Source organism: Agromyces marinus, from assembly GCF_021442325.1.
Lineage (GTDB): Bacteria > Actinomycetota > Actinomycetes > Actinomycetales > Microbacteriaceae > Agromyces > Agromyces marinus.
Window position 1 is genome coordinate 1623148 of the sequence record NZ_CP087879.1, and the last position, 15368, is coordinate 1638515.

The 15368-nt window shown below is 66.4% G+C and carries 10 protein-coding genes and 2 pseudogenes; 5 read left to right on the forward strand and 7 right to left on the reverse strand.

Annotated elements, in window-relative coordinates:
* Positions 1-11 precede the first annotated feature (11 nt).
* Complete coding sequence (locus DSM26151_RS07635; RefSeq protein WP_234658992.1) at positions 12-551, reverse strand: hypothetical protein; 540 nt, start codon at positions 549-551, stop codon at positions 12-14.
* Positions 552-670: 119 nt separating this feature from the next.
* Between DSM26151_RS07635 and DSM26151_RS07640 the strand changes: the two genes are divergently transcribed.
* Positions 671-886 (forward strand): hypothetical protein, encoded by a 216-nt coding sequence (locus DSM26151_RS07640; protein ID WP_234658993.1) that lies wholly within the window; start codon positions 671-673, stop codon positions 884-886.
* A 191-nt stretch (positions 887-1077) separates the two neighbouring features.
* Positions 1078-1317 (forward strand): hypothetical protein, encoded by a 240-nt coding sequence (locus DSM26151_RS07645; protein WP_234658994.1) that lies wholly within the window; start codon positions 1078-1080, stop codon positions 1315-1317.
* Positions 1318-1369: 52 nt separating this feature from the next.
* Here the strand turns inward: DSM26151_RS07645 and DSM26151_RS07650 are convergent, their stop codons facing one another.
* From DSM26151_RS07650 to DSM26151_RS07660, 3 genes are all read right to left on the reverse strand, one after another.
* Positions 1370-2662 carry an IS256 family transposase gene (locus tag DSM26151_RS07650; RefSeq protein WP_407650922.1) on the reverse strand — a complete coding sequence of 431 codons (1293 nt, stop codon included), beginning with the start codon at positions 2660-2662 and terminating at the stop codon, positions 1370-1372.
* Positions 2663-2715: 53 nt separating this feature from the next.
* Entirely contained in the window at positions 2716-3084 is a 369-nt protein-coding gene (locus DSM26151_RS07655) for a hypothetical protein (RefSeq protein WP_234658996.1), read from the reverse strand.
* 389 nt (positions 3085-3473) lie between these two features.
* Positions 3474-4142 carry a hypothetical protein gene (locus DSM26151_RS07660; protein WP_234658997.1) on the reverse strand — a complete coding sequence of 223 codons (669 nt, stop codon included), beginning with the start codon at positions 4140-4142 and terminating at the stop codon, positions 3474-3476.
* 302 nt (positions 4143-4444) lie between these two features.
* On the opposite strand from DSM26151_RS07660, the pseudogene DSM26151_RS07665 reads away from it, so the two are divergent.
* Positions 4445-4824, forward strand: a pseudogene (locus DSM26151_RS07665) (transposase); the annotation flags it as partial.
* Between the two features lie 341 nt (positions 4825-5165).
* On the forward strand, positions 5166-5591 hold the full coding sequence (locus DSM26151_RS07670; protein ID WP_234658998.1) for a hypothetical protein: 426 nt from the start codon (positions 5166-5168) through the stop codon (positions 5589-5591).
* 587 nt (positions 5592-6178) lie between these two features.
* On the opposite strand, the pseudogene DSM26151_RS07675 reads toward DSM26151_RS07670, so the two are convergent.
* Positions 6179-6532, reverse strand: a pseudogene (locus DSM26151_RS07675) (integrase core domain-containing protein); the annotation flags it as partial.
* A 326-nt stretch (positions 6533-6858) separates the two neighbouring features.
* Complete coding sequence (locus tag DSM26151_RS15195; protein WP_350227263.1) at positions 6859-7422, reverse strand: suppressor of fused domain protein; 564 nt, start codon at positions 7420-7422, stop codon at positions 6859-6861.
* A 581-nt stretch (positions 7423-8003) separates the two neighbouring features.
* Between DSM26151_RS15195 and DSM26151_RS07680 the strand changes: the two genes are divergently transcribed.
* Complete coding sequence (locus tag DSM26151_RS07680; protein ID WP_234658999.1) at positions 8004-8672, forward strand: integrase core domain-containing protein; 669 nt, start codon at positions 8004-8006, stop codon at positions 8670-8672.
* Between the two features lie 217 nt (positions 8673-8889).
* Here the strand turns inward: DSM26151_RS07680 and DSM26151_RS07685 are convergent, their stop codons facing one another.
* Complete coding sequence (locus DSM26151_RS07685) at positions 8890-15348, reverse strand: RHS repeat-associated core domain-containing protein (protein WP_234659000.1); 6459 nt, start codon at positions 15346-15348, stop codon at positions 8890-8892.
* Positions 15349-15368 lie beyond the last annotated feature (20 nt).

Below are 15368 nucleotides of genomic sequence, written 5' to 3' on the forward strand. Positions count from 1 at the left end.
GGTGGTTCGGCCTAGAAGTAGTCGTCGGGGGTTCCGGCGGCGCGCTCGACGTCACGGGTCGCGACGCCCGCCGCGGCGAGCTTCGCAACGGCCACGCGCAAGCCCGATTCCATCTGCGCTGCCCACGCGTCGGATTCGCGGGCGTTCATCTCCGCCGCGCGGGCGCGGGCGTCGGCGGCCTCCGCGGCGCGACGGGCATCGGCGACCTGCCGCAGCGCCAGCGAGATGCCGTAGTAGGCGGCGACCATCGTCGCGATCGGTGCGGAGACGATCGCGAGCGCCGCGATCCCGGACGCGTCCGGGCTGAACGCGACGACGAGTGCGAACGCGAGGAACAGCGCCACGATCGCGGCGAGCACCACGAGCATGAACCGCAGGTCGCGACCCCAGCCCGCTCGCTTGCCTCCGGCCGCCGTCGGCTCGGAGTCCGCGGTCGTGCCGACCGCGCGTTCCTCCGGAGCGCCGAAGGAGGCTTGGCCGAATCCGGCCGCCCCGGCCGACGGGTCGTCGCTGATCAGCGGTTCGGCAGTTCGTACGTTGGAATCGCTCATGCGCGGTGCCCCCAGAAGTCGCGTGTCCCCCAATTGTGGGCCGCACGCGGTGGGCGGTCAAGCGTGCCGGCGGCCTGTCCCCCGGTGTCGATGTCGGTGGGTCATGAGACTCTCTCGACATGGGAATCGTCGAACTGCTCCAGGCACGAGAGCTCGCCGCCGGCGACACGCTCGTCAGCGCGAGCGGCGGCTCCTACGAGGTTACGAAGGTCTCCCGCGTCGGCCGCGGCATCCGCGTGCAGTACCTGACCGAGGCCGGCCGTGCCGGCCGCTTCACGGCCGCACCCGAGTCGGTGATCCGTGCGCGACGTGCACCTGGCGCGCACGCCGCGTGAACTGAAGCGACGGGTACCGGAGCGACCCGCTCGTGCTCGTGCTCGCTCCCGCGCAGTGCGGCACGCCCGGCCCCCAGCAAGTCGCTGAGTCGCACGCTCCGTGGGAAGGCAGCGCCGCGGCCACCACCCCTCGCATCTGACTCCCACCCGGGTGCCTGAGCCGCTCAGGACGCTCGGGTCCACCTGTCGGCGTGTCGCACCCCGACACGCCGCCGGCGCGCGAAGTCGTCCTGATTCGCGATGTCGTGCAGACGACCTTCAAGCGGGACGATCCGCCCGCGCTCAAGGGGAATGGACGTCACTCGGTGATGCCGACCGTCAGTGGGAACCGGATGTGGATGCCTGTGGAAAGCCGTCCGCCGAAACGGGAAGAGCCCGAAAAAGGCCTCAAAGGCCTTACACAGGCCCCTCAGCAACGAGAAAACCCCTGAGAATCTTGGGGTCTGTCCGCGTTTTTGTGTAAATGGTCATCGGCTCGGTTGTTTAGTTGAGTCCTAGGCGGTCGCCGTAGGTCATGGCCAGCACGTTCAGGATGCCTTTCCAGCCGGCGGTTTCGCCAGTCGGGTTCGCACGGTTGTGCTGTCGTTGCCTTGCGGCGAGGTAGAGCACTTTGAGCGCGGCCTGCTCGTTCGGGAAGTGCCCGCGCCGACGCACGGCCTGCCGGAACCTGGCGTTGAGCGACTCGATCGCGTTGGTCGTGTACACGATCCGGCGCAGCTCGAGCGGGAACTCCAGGAACGGGGTGAACTCGCCCCAGGAGCGCCGCCACATCTCGACCATCGCCGGGTACTGCCCGGTCCACTCGTCGGCGAACTCGTCGAACCGGGCCTCGGCCGCCGCGATCGTGGGGGCGTGGTAGATCTCCTTGATCTCGGCCGCGAGCCGTTTCCAGTGCTTCTTCGACGCGAACCGCAGACTGTTGCGGACCAAATGCACCACGCAGGTCTGCACCGCCGCTTGCGGCCAGGTCGCCCGAATCGATTCCGGCAGCCCTTTCAGGCCGTCGCAGCAGACGATGATCACGTCCTGGATGCCGCGGTTGCGCAGCTCGGTGAGCATGTTCATCCACTGCTTCGCACCCTCCCCGCCGGACGGGCCGACCCACATGCCCAGCACGTCCCGGTGCCCGTCCAGGTCGATGCCCATCGCGACGTACACCGGCCGGTTCCCGACCGTGCCGGAGCGGATCTTCAGCATGATCGCGTCGATCAGCACCACCGGGTACACCGGCTCGAGCGGGCGTGCCTGCCACTCCGCCATCTCGTCCACGATCCGGTCCGTGACCGTGGACACCAGATCCCGCGACACGTCATCGCCGTACAGGTCGGCCAGGTGCGCGGCGATATCGCCGGTGGTCATGCCCTTGGCGTAGAGCGAGAGCACGTTCTGATCGAACCCGTCCAGACGCCGCTGATGCTTCGGCACGATCCGTGGCTCGAACGTGCCGCCCCGATCCCGCGGCACCTGCACCGTGACCTCGCCGATCTCGGTCCGCACCGTCTTCGGACTCGACCCGTTCCGGCTGTTCCCGCTGCCGCGCCCGTCGACGGCGTACCGGTCGTAGCCGAGATGATCGGCCAGCTCAGCCTCCAACGCGGACTGCAGCACCTGCCGGGTCAACCCGGTCAGCAGCCCATTCGGACCGGTCAGCTCGATGCCCTGATTCGTCGCCGTCGCGACCAACTGCTCCGCCAGAGCCGACAGATCGACATCAGCCTCGACGAGCTCACCGGTCCGCGGATTCACCTGCGTGATCCGCTGCAACTCCTTACCCATGCGCGATTCTCCTCACGCCGCAGCCTCACACCGCGGCCATCACGCCGAGCCATTTACACAAAGTTCCCGACAGACCCGCCCGCGGAATCCTTGCTCTTGACATACAAGGTGACCGCGTTCGATGTTGATGGGTCGAACGACACCTCATAGGTCGCGCCCTTGGCCACGGAGACCGTCGTCATCGTTGCGGGATCGCCGAACGAGTAGCTGTACTGCACCACATCCGACGACCCGGCCGGGCCCAGGATGAACCTCCCCATCAACCCGACACCGCCGGCTAGGACATCCTGCGGGTAGACGGCCTCTATGCCCGTCCCCGACGTGACCGGCGTCACCGTCGGCGCCGCAGGAATGCTCGTGTCCACCGTGAACTCGCACGACGAACCCCAACCCGACCAGTACTGCCCGTCGGTGGAGGTCACACGCCAGAAATACGACTTCCCGTTGGACAGCTTTCCCGATGACGGGATGCACCCTGGTGCGCGCGCACGTGTTTGGTTGTGGATGCCAGCAATTGTAAGGCGGGGCGGGCCGATCGGGGGGAGCCGTCGTGGCCGCTCGTTGCCGTCAGATGCAGGTGTTTGTGGACGAAAAGAGCCCCAAAATGGCCGCAGGGGCGGCGACCCCTGGCCGGGAAACCGGTAGGAACGAAACCCAGACCGAATTAGTCGTTCCCGATCTGGCGAACGACGACTCCCGGCGCCGGGCGATCGCCGCAACGTCCTCACAGAACGTCATGTACGGCTTCGACACTACGGCCGTCCCCCCAGCAGCGACCCAAGCCGCCGAAGATCTGGAGTCACCTAAACCTTCAGCAGTCCCCATCGGCAGAGGGAGTCCGCCGACGCTGCGTGTCCCAACCGGCCGGCTCAACGAGTTCGGGTGACAGTTGCGTAACCGTAATCCGCGCGTCGTAGCAGTCATCGGCTGTCAAGTGCCGGACGTCGAACGTCCGTTGGGGATAGGACGCTCGAAGCCGTGCAACCCAAGTTTGAACCAAGACGTCGGCAAGTGCCGCCTCGGCTCTCCTTTCAAGCTCACGATCATCCCCGGCTCCGCCAAAGAGGTAGGGGAGCTCGAATACATTGAAGCTGTCGACGCTCTCTTTCCACGAACGAACAAACGGACTCGAATCACTCGACGGCGAAGTAAGCCTTTCGATCGTGTCACGTCGGTCATTGCCCCACACGGAGACGAACACTGCTCCGCCAAACTCGAAAAGGTCAGGCCAATACAGGGATCCGTACAGCAACGCGTGCACGGGCGTTCCAATATTCCAGCGGTAGTCCGCGGGGACCGCTCCATCGACCCACGGAAATGCCACGCGCAGGATCTCGTCTCGCTCGTCGTCTGAAACCATGTCAGTCGAGCCCTTCAAGATATCCTCGTGGGATCTCCATAGGCACTTCGTGCCCTGGAAGTGCTTTTCCTCGACCCGTCGGATACCAGAGTGGCGGATGCATCCCAGAGTGAGGTCCACCGGTGCCACGGAATCGCGGCCCCTTCTGCCATCCCGTCGGGTTGAGTTCATTCATCAGGAACGTTTGATATCGAGTCACAACACCTTCCGCACTCATTTCGAACACGGTGTGATCCCCGGTGGCCGTCACGTCGCGCGCCAAATCCTGGGCGCGACCACGTGGCGGAGTCGGTCCTGCGGAGCAGTTGTGGACCAGCACCGGCGTTTCACCAGCGATTACATAGTAGGTGTGGGTGGCGCTTGACCCCTGATCTTGGACACGCTGATTCCAGCACGGCGCTGGGGAAGCGAGAATACAAGGGATGGCAAGGAAGAACTACACGGACGAGTTCCGGCAGCGGGCGGTGGATCTGTACGAGTCCACGCCCGGTGCGACGTTGAAGGGCATCGCGGCGGACCTGGGGATCTCCCGCGGCGCGTTGCGGGAGTGGGTCGAGAAGCACGGCTCCGGGACGACGACCGCCAGCGTGGCGACTTCGCCCGCGGCGGGTCGGGTGGAGTCGCAGGCGGCGAAGATCATCCGGCTGGAGGCCGAGAACGTGAGGCTGGAAGCGGAGCGGGTCAAGCTCGAGACGGAGCGGGACATCCTCCGTCAGGCGGCGAAGTATTTCGCCGGGGAGACGAACTGGTGAACCGCTTCCAGTTCGTCGAGGACCACAAGGACGCCTACGGCGTGAAGCGAACGACGGCCACGTGCAGGACGAGGCGAATCCGTCTGGCTGACTGTGTTCGATACGACCAGCGCGCGAGAGACGTGGACCGACGACTTCGGTCCGGCCTATGACGACTCCGGCACCGCTCTGATCGGCCCCGGCCGTTGGGTCCTCGCCGGGAACGACTTCGATCACGTTAAGGAACTCGCCAAGGGGCTGAGCGCTCCACTGGCGTCGACCTGAGGCAAGCGCTGGCATCCGTGCCTCGACCGATCCCTGTCTGCGACGGAGGCGTGCCGCTCACTAGCATGAGCTGCACGTCGGTAACCACATGTCGTCGACGTGCCGGACGAGGACGCGGGGGTCAGCGATGCAGGTCAACGAAGTCTCCGAGACTTCCAGCCGTCACGCGAGCAGTCGCGCTGGCTTGGCCGTCGATGCCGTCGTCGGCCTGGCGTCCGGCGTGATCCTGCTCGTGCTCGTTTCGCTCCTCGCGTCATTGAGTCTGGGCGCCGCCGTGCCCCAGGTTGAGCTGAGGATGTCGGTTGGGGTCGCTCTCTCGGTCGTGACTGTCGCGGCATGTGCAGCTGGATGGGCTCGGCCGCGTGCGTCGATCTCGGCCGGCGCGACGCTGATCTTCGTCGGGCTGTTCGGTCAACTCCTCGGCACGTCCGCCATGGGGGCTGACGGCGGCCTGTGGCCGATACTGCAGTTCGGGTTGCAGACCTTCTTGGTACCCGTCTTGGGCGCGGCGCTGGTGACTCTGGGAGGCATCAGTCTCCGCCACCACCGCTGACCCAGATCACCGGAGCCAGTCCAGCCCAACGGATGCCGCACCCCGACGCCCCAACGATCCTTCAGCGCGGCGGGAACGAAGCGAGTTCCTCAGCCCATTCCCGAGCGGCAGCGTGGAGTTCCTGTCGACTGACGGGAATGGGCAGCACAAACTGATTCTCGCCGGCCCACTGTTCCCACGGCTCCCACGGCGGTCGCGCCTGTGATGTATCAAGACATCGGTGACGGTTCTGCGTCAGGACATCGGTGACAGTTCGTGTGTCAGGACATCGGTGACACTGGGATGCTCTTCGGTCGTCGGCCGCGGGGTCTGCCGTTGCCGACGTACTTGACGCCGGGCGCCGGCCTGGTGTGCTCGATGAGGATCGTGCCGTCGAGATCGGCGACGATGATCGCGTCGCCGTCTTCGATGACGATCACGTCGTCGCCGGCGCGTTGCCCGTCGATCATGTACGTCACCCTGTGGAGTCGGATGCTGCCGTTCTCGCGGAGCTTGATGACGCGCAGAGTGTCCTCGGTCGGCACGGTGCGGACGGGTGCCTCGGCCGGCAACGTCCGCGATCTGGGCCGGTCGGGCTTGGGGCGTGGCGGGTCGGCCTTCGGTGTCGCCAGCCACGCGGCTTCCGGAGTCACTCGGCCGGGCAGTCCCTGGTGCGGGCGTTCGGTGTTGTAGATCAGGTCGAACGCGTCGACCTGCGACTGCAGCTGCTCGAGCGAGTCCGCCAACGGCTGCTTGTCGAGGTACCGGAACAGGGTCTGGTGGAAGCGTTCGTTCTTGCCCTGCGTGGTCGGCTTGTACGGCTTGCCGGTGATCGCCTCGACCCCGAGCCGGGACACATGCGCGACGAGCTGCCCGACGTACCCGCGACGGCCGGGGTTGAGCGCGGACCCGTTGTCGCTGAGCAGCCGCTGCGGGACCCCGTGCGCGGCGATGCCCTTATCGAGCAGCCGGATGGCGAGACGGACACGAGGATCGACGGGCGCAGACGGCGGCATCCACCAATCTGGGCCACCGAAGTGTCACCACCAAGACCCCCGGAACCGTCACCGATGTCCTGATGCGGAAACGTCACCGAAGTCCTGAGACATCACAGACCGGCCGACCGCTGGGCCGCCAAGCCGGTAGGAACGAAAGTCCGGGGAAATCAAGGACGAAACCCAGGCGAAATCACCGCCTCCTCGATGCCGATGCCGATGCCGGCGTCGAGCACCCTCGCCCATCATTCCGCTACTGTTCCGTTTTCAACGGTCGACGACACCGGAGTCCTCTACAGCGCGGGTTCAGATCTACGGTCCGGGTCCCAGAACGGAGTCTCGGCTCCTTCCCAACGCCGCATCAGCGCCTCCGCACCGTGCGCGACCTTGAATCTGCGCTCTGATTCGAAGATAGGAATCGCCTGAAGAAACTCTACGTGCACGCCGCCGGGTAGCTCCAACGCCGGCAGAATCTCTCCAGTCTGGCGCAGAACTAGGAACGAGCTCATGTTGGCCCCCGGCCATAGTGGGCGGTCGGACGCGACCGTGTGACCATGATCGACCAGCTCGTTCTCTGAGCTGGCGAAAAGGCCGAGAGCTGCTAGGGGTGACCCGACGTCATCTCTACCGGGTCGCAGACCAACGAAGTATTCGACTCTGTGCCCGGGGTTGGCCTGCGGCATATCTTCAGCGCTTGCCCCGAGAGTTGCATATAGCACGACACCTAGGCCGTTCGACGCGGCATCCCACTTCAGGATCGCGATCTGGGGTCTGCTGCCATTGTCAAAGTCGGCCCGCCGCGACGGCTCACCCCATCGGGCAAGATACGCATCGTAGACGAGGTCAACAGTATTCATCTACGGTCCTCCATTTGGCCCCCAAACGCCTGACGGCCAGGTAGGAGGCCACCACTGACCTTCCGCGGAGCCGATTTCTCGAGCGCCCTTGGTGACATTGCACCGCTGGCAAGCTCCGATCTTCCTGTTCATCGAGTTCCATCCATACTTGAACAGCGGAACGAAAGTCAGGCCGATTCAATTCGAAGGCCGAATCAACTAATGCGCCAGACCAGATCCACCGTTAATCTGACAGACCCACGGGCAACTGCCGCTATGTCCAGACGTCAACATCGGCGCACCACACACGGGCGCAGTCGCGATCACCACGGCACGAGCGCAGGTCAGCGAGAATCGGATGTGGATGCCTGTGGCATCCTCCAGCACGGCACGAAAAAGGCCCCAAAAGAGCCGCAGGAAAGCGCTCCCCAACACGAAAACCCCTGAGAATCATCGATTCATCAGGGGTTTTGTGGATCTGAGGGGACTCGAACCCCTGACCCCCTGACGGTGTGCACCGTGGCGGGCGCGCACGTATTTGGTTGTGGATGCCAGCAAGTATAAGGAAGAGCGGGGCGAGCGGCTGGGGTCGTGGTAAGCCGATGGATGCCGTCGTTCGCAGTTGTTTGGGAACGAAAAGAGCCGCAAAAAGGCCGCAGGGCCGGTCGACTGCGCCGCAATCGCCGCGACGCTCGACGGGCTGCGACGACCCCTCTGAACCTGGGGTCTACACGTCGATCGCGTTCACCGACCGGCTCGTCGACGAGGGCATCGACCCGTCCGTCGGGTCCGTCGGCGACGCGTACGACAACTCCCTCGCGGAGTCCCAGATCGGGCTCTACAAGTCCGAGCTCATCCATCACGAGGGCCCGTGGAGCGACGTTGACCAGGTCGAAGCCGCGACCGCGGGATTGGTGCAGTGGCTCAACACCGACCGCACCCATGGCTCGATCGACGACCTCACGCCGCTCGAGCTCGAACAGCTCGACTACGCTCGCACCGAACCCTCGAACGAGCGGGCTGACACCAGCAAACCCCTCTCCGGACACGCCGGGGACTCAGAACGCTTTCAGGGCGTTCAGCTGGGCCAACCGAGTTCCCGGCGTAACCGCTGGAGCAGATCGGCCTCGTCGCCGCCTTCGTCAAGCTTCTCCGTCGTGACGGCTGAACCGTCGGCCGCGAACGTACGGCGAAGGATCCGAATTCCGTACTCGTACCGGGATTCTTCGGCCAACATCCCGTCGGGGCGAAATTCCCTTACAACGCCGTGAAGTGCGCCCTGGACGAACTCTGACTCGCCCTTTAAGGTACCCGAGGGGTACCAGTCGCGCGCCACACCCTCCTGGACCCCGTCTCGATACGTGATCTCGGATCGTCCGAGGACAGGTGACTCTTCGAAGGCAGTACCTGTAAACGGCAAGCCATCGAGAGTACACACCAGGTCCGCGTCGAAATCGAGGTCTGAGTCCGGCACGAGTGGCCCGTTGTTCATTGGATCAGATCCTCCGCACCATTCAGGATGCCCGAGCAGTTCGGACACATCATTATCTGGCTGCCCTGCTGAGCGCCTCGGAGACGCACACTATAAAGCACAAAGTCAGAGATCGTTGATCCGGGCCGTGCGTATAGGCCTTGATTGATCGCGTTGATCTCGCTGTGTGTACCTGGGATGCCCTTGCCCGCCGCCGGCGGGCCTGGGAATGCGTCGAGCGCAGCCTTCAACTCCCCGTGCAGTGGCGATGGAACGCCTGTGTTCTGACCGAAGAATATCGCGCCGGATGTACGATCCATAGCCCCCGAAAGAACTGGGCCGCGCTGGCGGATCGACTGGGAAGCGACAACACGAGCAGCTTCATTGTCCACGGCCGAGACCAAGCGTGCAGCATCCGCTGCCTTCGCTCCCTTGCCGATCATTGCACCCCACCCGAGGAATGGCACCATGCCGCCGAAGCTGAGGCCTGCGGAGACATAGTCACCTTCGGCGAGATACCAGAGGCCATTCAGGCCGTCTGCGACTTCGCCGGCGCCGGGGACGAGCCCTGCCACGTCCAGGGCGCCATGCGCCATCTCCCTCAAGTTGCTGAGGTCGGGGGTGTACTTGCATGTGCCGCTGCTGACGCAGGGGTTCGGTGGGGTGACTGCCGGTACGACCTCCTTCTTGAGGCCTCGCATGGATTTGTAGGCGTTGGTGACCCGCGCCTGATCGGCAGCGTTCGCTTCCTTCTGCCGCTCCCGCTCGATCCAGTACGTAGGACGGTGGTAGCCAGAGCTAGACCCGACATCCGTGACTCGCAAGCCCGACGGATCCGCGCGACTGACCGGGCTGCCGTTGGCGTACCCGTACGCGTTCCGCTGCTGCGGGTCATTCAGGTCGATAATCGGGTCGACACTGATGAACGCCCCGGTCGCCTCGTCGTAGAAGCGGGCGCCGATCTGGGTGAGCCCGGTCGTCGCGTCGCGCGTCTTGCCGAGGAATTGGCTGTCGCCTGGGATGGCACCGGCGGTCGGGTTGCCACGGGTGGCGCCGAAGGGGTCGGTGTAGAGCCGGTTGATCGCAGTGCGGGCGGGGTGGCCTCCATTGGGGATTGCGGCGATGGGAGTGCCGTGGTGGTCGGTGATGATCGAGGCGACGCCATCGCCGAGGCCGCGGTCGGTGCGGATCGCGACGAGTTTCCCGGCGAAGGAGTAGTACCGGGTCGCGGACACGTCCCCATCGGTGTCGATGTGGATTTCCTGGCCGCTGGCGTAGATGGTGGTGCCGTTGGCGTCGGTGCGGATGATCCGGTTCCCGTCGGCGTCGTACAGGTTGGACGTGTCCCCCGCGGTGACGAGTTCGCCTTCAGCGTCCCACGTGTATCCGGTCGTGACCCCGCCGGCCTGAACGCTGGCCCGGTTCCCTGCGGCGTCGTAGGTGTAGGTGGTGGGGACGCCGGCGGTGGTGGCGGTGGTGACCGCGTGCGGTCCGGCGTTCCCGGCGCCGTGCCCGTAGGTGGTGGTGGTCTGGGTGCCGTCAGCGGTGGTGGTGGTCTGTTTGGTGCGGTTGCCGAGGACGTCGTAGCTGTAGTTCGTCCAGTACGGTGCCGCCCCACCCATCGCCCCAGCGGTCGGGGCCTGGTCGCAGTCGCCATTGCCGGCGGTCCACGCGGATTGCATCCGGGCCAGGCCGTCGTAGCTGAAGCACTGGTTGTCCTGGAACTCCGCCCCGGACAGTGCAGTGTTCGTGGGGGTGTCGGTGATGCTGGTGACGTTCCCGGACGGGTCGTACCCGTAGGTGAGCTCGAGGTCGGTGCCGTTGATGCGTTCACGGTCCAGCCGGATGCTCGAGAGTCGTTTCGTGCCATCCTCGTACCCGTACGACGCGACCGCGCCGTAGGTGTTGCCGAGATCGGTCAGCAACGGGCGGCCGTCCGCGGCGAATCGGGAAGCCGCGACGTAGACACCCCACCCGAACCCGCCACTCATCCATGACGGCATCGAAGACGCGGCGTCATAGGTGGTGGTCACGGTCTCCGCGCCGAGGATCGCCTTCCCGCTGCTGTCGGTCACGGCCGGGTAGCTGATCCTGGTCGCCTGACCGTCGACGGTGTAGTCGATCGTGCTGCTCAGGGTGCGGGTCTGCAGGTTGGTGAAGGCCCCGGTGTCGGGCAGTTCGAGCGAGGTCTGGGTGGGTCGGTACGCGGCATCCCAGTCATCGGTGCGGGTGACGTACGCCTGCCCGTCCACGTACCGGGTCGCCGAGGTGAGGACGCCCTGGTAGACGGTGTCGTATTCCCATTCGGCGCGGATGGTGCCGGTGGGTGAGCTGTCGCGGACGGTCGTGGTGCGGCCGAGCGCGTCGTAGGTGTACCCCAGGGTCTGGTCGTTGCCGTTAGTGCGGGTGAGCACCCGGCCGAGCACGTCATAGGTGGTGGACGAGGTGCCCGCGTCGGGGTCGGTCGCGGTGACCTGCCGGCCAGCCCAGTCGTACCCGTACGACCATGTGTTGCCTTCGTGGTCGGTCATCCCGGTCAACCGGCCGGCCGCGTCGTACGCGTAGCTCGTGGTCGTGGCCGGCAGCGCGGTCACGAGCTCCGGGGTGGTCGCGGTGGTGTCGGTGTCGGGGTCGCGGGCGTACTGGGTGAGCGTGGTGGTACGGCCGCGGGCGTCGACCGTGGTCGAGGTCGGGGTTGCACCCATGGGCGGGATCTGCAGGGTGGTCGCACCGTCGTAGACGGTGCTGGTGCGCCATTGCTCGTTGGCAGGGTCGGAATCGGTGTGGATCCAGAAGATCTGCGCGGTCTGCCGTCCTGCAGCGTCGTAGGTGAATGTGGTGTGCCCGGAGGTGTCGGCCGGCGGGGTTTCCGGGGCCTGGGTGGATGCGCCCTGTACCCACCAGGGTTCGGTCTGCTTCTCGACACGGCCGGCGGAGTCGTACCAGGTGTGCGCGACCATCCGGCCCTGCCCGCCGGCCTGGTCCCCGGTGCCACGGCCGTCCTGCTGGGTCTGGAACGGGCGCAGCAGTGCGTCGTAGAGCACCGCGCTGGCGTGCTGGCGTTTCCCGTCGGCGCTGATCGTCTTGGTGACGACCGCGTTCAGCCCGTTCGGTTGCACCGTGTACTCGTACGCAACGGATGGGAACTGGGCGTTCAGGTGCTGCGGGTACACGACCGCGGTGAGTCGGCCGAGCGCGTCGTAGGTGCCGGTTGTGGTGCGATCGTTCGCGTCGGTCGCCGCGACCGGGACACCCAGGATCGGGTCGAGCCGGGTGGTCGTGGCGTGCCCGAGCGGGTTCGTCGTGGTCGTCTGCTCGAGCAACCCGCCGGTGGAGTGATCGTAGCCGGTGGTCGTGGTCTGGCCGGCGGCATCCGTGGCGTCGATCGCGCGACCGCGGGTGTCGTACGTGACCGTCGACGCCTGAATGTATCCGTCGCCGTCCTCGGGGTCGAGGGTCTCGACCGTGACCGGCCGACCGGCCGTGTCGTAGCTCAGCTTGGACGCGGACACGACGTCCGCGGGCCGGTTCGGTTGTTCGTCGCACGCCGTCGCTACCGTCTCGACGGCGGCGGGCAGGGCGACCAGGTGCTTGCCGGCCAGCCCGCTGTCGGTCTCGTGCGCGTACGTGGTTCTGGTGCAGAGGTTGTCGGACGCCGTGGCGGTGTCGCCGCGGTCGTCGACCGTAGTGGGTTGGTTGAACGTGTTGAACGTCGTCGTCGACCGGGTTCGATGCGCCCGCGTGCCGGCTGCGTCGTAGGTCGCGGCGTTGACGGTCTGCGACGGGATGCGGGTGGCGGTGAACCCGTTGCTGGTCGCGCTGGTCGCGACCGTGACAGGGTCGCCGAACGTGGTCACCGTCTCGGACACCTTCGTGGCGCCGTTCATCACGGTGCTGGCGAACACCTCACCGGCGAACCGGTTGTGGTCCGTGACGGTCCCGACCTCGGGGATCGGGGCGGTCAGGGTGCCGCCTGCGCCACGGTAGTAGGTGGTGACCGTGCGGGTCTGCTCGGTGTCGACGGCGCCGCTGATGGTGGTGATCTGCTTCGCGCCGCGGAACTCGGAGAACGTCTTGTCCTCGTCCTTGATCAGCGGGCTGTCGGGCTTGACCCACTTCCACGCCGCCTGGCTGTAGTCGTACGTCGTCGTCACCGGGGCGGAACCGGTGATCAGTTCCGGGGTGGACGGGTCGAGGTCGGTGTGACCTTCGACGACGCTGTCGATGACGTACTTGTAGAAGTAGTCCGTGCGGGGATCCGATGCCGGGGGCGTCCATTTCACCGGGTAGCACAGGTCGGTGTTGGTCGCCGGGTCCGCGGTCAGCCCGTCCACGCAGCGGGTGGTGTAGTTCACGGTGATCCGGCCGCCGGACTCGGTGCGCACCGAGGACACCCGCTGCCGCCACAGCTCGTCCACGAGCGTGCCGGTGGGTTGGACCCGGTTCTTCAGCGCGGTGTAGTCGAACCGCACCGCCGGGAGGGTGACATCGGTGCGGGAGCCGCCGTTGCCGGTGTGCGTGACGGTGTCCAGGCGCAGCATGATGCCCACCGAGTTCACCAGGTCGTCGCCGTCGCCCTGCGGCACGAACCGCTGCCCGAACGCCCACGAGTCCACCGGCTGGTACCCGGACCCGGTGCTGGCGTAGGTGGTGATCTTCGCCAGCCGGGTGCGGTTGAAGAAGGTCGGCGCGTACGTCGTGCACCCGGTGCCGGCCTGGCAGATCAGGTCGATCGGGGTGTCTGGCCAATGGTTGACGGTGGTCGAGGACTGAGTCGTGGTGCACCACGAGTTCGGCACCGTGAGGTCGGTGATGCACCTCGGCAGATTCGTGAACTGCACTTTCGCGGGCGCGTCCGTGACGCCGTCGTCGGCGTGGATGCCGTACTCGATGCGGTCCAGGTATCCGCCGGACACGTACGACACGGCCGTGTCGCCGTAGAACGGCCGGTACTGGTTGGTCTCCTTCACGTAGAAGTAGGAGGCCGTGTTCCCGGACGGGTCGATGACCCGGTCAAGGTTCCACCGCCACACCTGCGCCCGGGACGAGTCTTTGAACGCGGCGGCGTGGCCGGGTTCCCCGGAGTGGTTGCCGTAGACCGGCACCGTCCACGCCGAGTTGGTGTCGGCGTGCCGGCCGAAGAAGTACTGGGTGCCATCCGTGGTGGTGACCTTCCAGTACTCCCCCGCAGCCCCGCCGCTGCCGACCAGGTCCACCCTGGTGCCGTCATCCCGGCGCGGATGCCACGTCTTCGTGGTCTTGTCCTTGACCAGTTCGGTGCCGGTCCCGTTCAAGGACAGCGTCGCGTTCTCCACACCCCAGCACAGGTCCGGTGCGGACAGGTCGATATTGTTCGCCCCCGAGGTTTCATCGTCCGCGCAGGACGTGTAGGTGCGTTCGATGAAACTCGCGCCGATATCGAAGCCCTCACCCAGCAGTCCGGACTGGTTATTCGTCGACGGGATCCGACCATCCGACACGGCCGAGGAATACGACACCCCGAGCTCAGGGGCAGGGCCCGCCGGAACCTGCGGCACCCGCATCGGATACGACCACGTGAACGCCCCGGTCGCCCCCGACGCACCCCACGTCGATGAGGCCGCCAACCCGGTCGCCGACCAATCCCCCACCGGGCCGGCCACACCCGCGGTCAGCGCCAACGACCCGCCCGAAGAACCGGTCGAACCGGTGCTGGTCGCGACGGTCGTGGCGACCATCGCTGAGGTCAGCATCGCGGGCGCCGCGCCGCCTTCCGTGCTGGCCGGGTTGACCGGGACCGTCACGGACACGGTCTCCGCGGCCTCGTCATGCGAGCTCGGCACCGGGACCGGACGGCACTCCGGTTCGGCCTGCTGCGCCGCATCACAGTTCGGGATCCACACGGCTTGCACCCGCGACGCCCAGTCACCGCCGGCGATGCCGGCGAACGCGTCATAGGACACCTGCACCTGCACGGACTGCTCGACCGGTGCCGGGACTTCGGACGCGTCGGACACCTCGAGCAGCACCCCGGTGATGCCTTCCGCTGCGGCGGTGGCGGGGTCGAGCACGCTCACCGTCGCCCGGTCAGGCGACGCGGAACCCTCGACCGGGGCGATCGTCAACGACAGCCCGCCAACCTCGACCGGAACCCCCGGTTCGGCGGGCGCGCTCTGCCCGGCCGCGGGCAGGTCAACGGTCGTCGATGCCGGCGAGGGCAGATCAGCCGGCATCGACAGCGGCACCAACGCCTCCTCCGCCGTCTCGGCCGCACCGGTCAAGGGGACCGACTCGGCCGGAGCGTCACCCGGCAGGGCGGCGGCCGCGGCCGCGAGGTTCTCCGCGCGTGATTCATCGATCACGCCGCTCTCGGCCGCCCGCGCCACCCCCGACCAGGCGACACCGAGCATGCCCGGATCGACACCGAGCAGCACCACCAGCCCAGCACCGACCGTCAACATCACCCGCTCACGCACGCGCACCCCGTTCGAGCTCATCCACCCACTCCTGACACGCC

Bases quoted from the DNA above. Each gene is read 5' to 3' on its own strand.
- DSM26151_RS07650 (WP_407650922.1), bottom strand. From the start codon at position 2,662: ATGGGTAAGGAGTTGCAGCGGATCACGCAGGTGAATCCGCGGACCGGT.
- DSM26151_RS15195 (WP_350227263.1), bottom strand. From the start codon at position 7,422: ATGAATACTGTTGACCTCGTCTACGATGCGTATCTTGCCCGATGGGGT.
- DSM26151_RS07685 (WP_234659000.1), bottom strand. From the start codon at position 15,348: ATGAGCTCGAACGGGGTGCGCGTGCGTGAGCGGGTGATGTTGACGGTC.
- DSM26151_RS07635 (WP_234658992.1), bottom strand. From the start codon at position 551: ATGAGCGATTCCAACGTACGAACTGCCGAACCGCTGATCAGCGACGAC.
- DSM26151_RS07640 (WP_234658993.1), top strand. From the start codon at position 671: ATGGGAATCGTCGAACTGCTCCAGGCACGAGAGCTCGCCGCCGGCGAC.
- DSM26151_RS07670 (WP_234658998.1), top strand. From the start codon at position 5,166: ATGCAGGTCAACGAAGTCTCCGAGACTTCCAGCCGTCACGCGAGCAGT.
- DSM26151_RS07680 (WP_234658999.1), top strand. From the start codon at position 8,004: ATGGATGCCGTCGTTCGCAGTTGTTTGGGAACGAAAAGAGCCGCAAAA.